Annotated in this window: 2 protein-coding genes; both read right to left on the bottom strand. The window is 29.0% G+C overall.

The annotated features are described in order from the left end of the window. Nucleotides 1-249: 249 nt before the first annotated feature. Nucleotides 250-909, bottom strand: a complete 660-nt coding sequence (locus VDP25_RS17520; RefSeq protein ID WP_334471919.1) for a hypothetical protein — start codon at nucleotides 907-909, stop codon at nucleotides 250-252. Between the two features lie 146 nt (nucleotides 910-1055). Next, on the bottom strand, nucleotides 1056-1793 hold the full coding sequence (locus tag VDP25_RS17515; protein ID WP_334471917.1) for a hypothetical protein: 738 nt from the start codon (nucleotides 1791-1793) through the stop codon (nucleotides 1056-1058). Nucleotides 1794-2027 lie beyond the last annotated feature (234 nt).

Raw genomic sequence — 2027 nt, 5'->3', positions numbered from 1 at the left:
TAATAATGGAATTCAAATGTTCGTCATTATCATTATCATCTTTATAAGACTCTCGAATTATAGCCCATCCATTAAATTCAATCATTATTCTGCGTTTTTCTCAAATTGCACACAACGGTCTCGTATATGATTTGTTGCGTGTTATAAGCGAGTAAGTTAGCAAATAAAAACCGAAATAGAAAAACCGTGAGGTTTTTCGACAGTAGGCTACAAGCAGCTATAAATTATATACATTGTTGCCACACGTTTTTATTCAATTTCGGTCAAAATATAATCTTCTTTTTCATATTCGAATGTTGAAATTAAAATATTTTTCCCAACTTTATTTTTAATCACAAATGGTGGATAAATATTCGTAAAAAGAATATCAAACCCGTTTTTGTTTATTCTTTCCCACATTAAATCTGAATTTCCCATTGTCCAACTATTGCTTGTATAAACAGAGTCATTTACAAAACGAATCGTATCAGTCCATTTTCTATAATTCCGCACGAACTTTTTTCCAGTCAATTTAAATTCAGGCGTTTTGTTTTTAAGTGAATCGGCTAGTCGTTTGTAAACTCCGTTTAAGACACTATTCAATCCATTAATTACAATACTATCATTTGTTAAAGGTTCAATAACATCTGAAAAATAAGATTCATTGTCAGCTATAACAAACTTATTTCCTTTCAGTTTGAAAATGTCAGTTATCTCATCATTAAACATTTGATACTTAAATTGCTTTAAGTTAAAAGTACCATTGTTAAAAGTAAAAATTTCATTGAAAGGAATTCCGGTTGTTGATTTCATTAGACTGTCATTTTCATCATATTGATATGCTGAAATCCAAGTTCCATTCAGTTTCTTTTCACTTTGGCAAGAAGTAAAAATCAAAGTCAGAATTAATATGTATATCGATTTTCTCAAATGTGTGGTAACGTGTTTGTATAAGATTAGTTGCGTGGTTTAAGCACTAAAGTTAGCAAATAAATCACAGATAGAAAGTCCGCGAGGACTTTCGTAAGTAGACTAGAACTAGCAATTAATTTTATACGGTGTTACCACAAGTATGTTTAGTCGAAATCAAAATCATAATCTCCATCCCAATCTCCTCCGCTATCAAAGTCAAAATAATCATCAATAGAATCGAACATTTCAGATATATCAGAAATTAAGTCAGAAATTGATAAATCAGAATCATACATAAAATCAATCCAAAAATAATCGTCATAATATTCATCTTCATTATTCGAACGCACAGTAGAAATTAACTTTAGTTTTTCTAAAAGTTCAAATTTTAAATTTTTTAGCAGAAAAATGTTTCCTTGAAGAAATAGTATTAATTCTAATGCCTTATCAGGCTCGTTTTCGATTAAATTTCCAATATTTTCATCAACTTCATTTAGGTATTCTGTTATATCCTTTTTCAGTTTATTCCCTTTAGGATTTGCCTTAAGCCAAGAGAAAATACTTGAAAATAAATCACTTTTAAAAAGGTCTTTGATTTTTAAATCACGAATAATTTCTTTTTTATGCTTGTATTCAGATGGTATTTCTTTAAATATTGCTCTTAAGTATGCTTTAAGTTGAAAATAACTGTCTTCATCAATTCTCTCTGTAAAATATTCCTCAAATTTATTTGGTTTATACTTTGCGAAATTCTTACCAGTTTCGACTATTACATATTCTCTTAAATGTGGATCTCTCGGATGAGATTTTTTTAAAGCTTTTTTTATTATAAGAACTTGTTTTAATGTCAAGTCAAATAAAGTCAGTTTTATGAGTTCAATTAATTCCGTATTTGGTTCCAAAATTAATTTGGTTCCAGCTGGTTTTAATTCCGATAATCGATAAACATTTGAGTCTTCGAATTTCGAATTAGGACTAAACTTTATTATTTTATTACTGTTCTTCAATATTTGTGGTAACGGTCTCGTATATGATTTGTTGCGTGTTATAAGCGAGTAAGTTAACAAATAAAAACCGAAATAGAAAAACCGTGAGGTTTTTCGACAGTAGGCAAGAAGCAGCTATAAATTATATAC

It is taken from the genome of Winogradskyella sp. ECml5-4, assembly GCF_036903175.1.
Taxonomy (GTDB): domain Bacteria; phylum Bacteroidota; class Bacteroidia; order Flavobacteriales; family Flavobacteriaceae; genus Winogradskyella; species Winogradskyella damuponensis.
The sequence above is the reverse complement of the archived record's forward strand: the minus strand, read 5'-3'. Positions and strand labels throughout refer to the sequence as shown.